Below are 772 nucleotides of genomic sequence, written 5' to 3' on the forward strand. Positions count from 1 at the left end.
AAAGCAGTGCCAACGTCATCCAAGAGTGGTGGCAGGGTGGGGCGCAAGACCGCAAGAACCTCGCGCTGCGAAGCTTTGGACTGAATCAGGATGCCATCCTGGCGGAAATGGCCCGCATCCGCGAATCCGCGAAATCCGAGCCAGCGCTCGCTGCCGGCGAGACCATTTACCAGTACACGCGGACGGGCCTCGAAATGGCGAAGACGCTAGGGCAGCTCTTTGACAAGGCCAATAGCGTGTACGAAGCGATGGACAAATCGAGCAATGCGGGACTGTCAGGCGGAGCCCTGGCCTGGTACGCCAGCCTGGGCCGTCAGACCTTGCGCCACGCCTCGCGAGGCAACGAATGGTTCGTCCACAGGGCCACCCGCAGCTGGCTGGCCGCCAGCATCGGCGAGCGCGCCGTCAACCTCAGGCTAGAGGACCTGCAGGCCATCGGCCACAGCGCGGACCGGACGGTCATGCGAGGCCAGATCAAGCAGAACGTCCAATTCGCCTTCGCGACGGAGCTGGTGGATGCGCGCTCCAGCGAGTTCTACAAGGTGAGGGCCAGCGGGTGGCTGCTGTTGCTTGAGGCCGGACTGCTCGGATTAAGAATGCACAGCCTGCCTCAGGACGACAGGCAGAGAGCCGAGCTGGCGGCCGCCGTGCTGACCGCCGGCGCGGCGGGGATCGAAATGCTGGCCTGCGGGACGGAGCTGGTGTTGAGGCACTTTAACGCCGGAAGCACGACCGGGGTCGGGGCCACGGTGTTCTTGGGGAGGTTGCGGCT

At 64.9% G+C, this 772-nt stretch carries 1 protein-coding gene; it reads left to right on the forward strand.

Features of this window, described 5'->3' with window-relative positions; translation table 11 throughout:
* On the forward strand, positions 1–772 hold a 772-nt coding region (locus tag HV786_RS27195; RefSeq protein ID WP_217472130.1), incomplete at both ends, for a hypothetical protein.

This window comes from Achromobacter mucicolens (genome assembly GCF_902859725.1).
GTDB lineage: Bacteria > Pseudomonadota > Gammaproteobacteria > Burkholderiales > Burkholderiaceae_B > Achromobacter > Achromobacter mucicolens.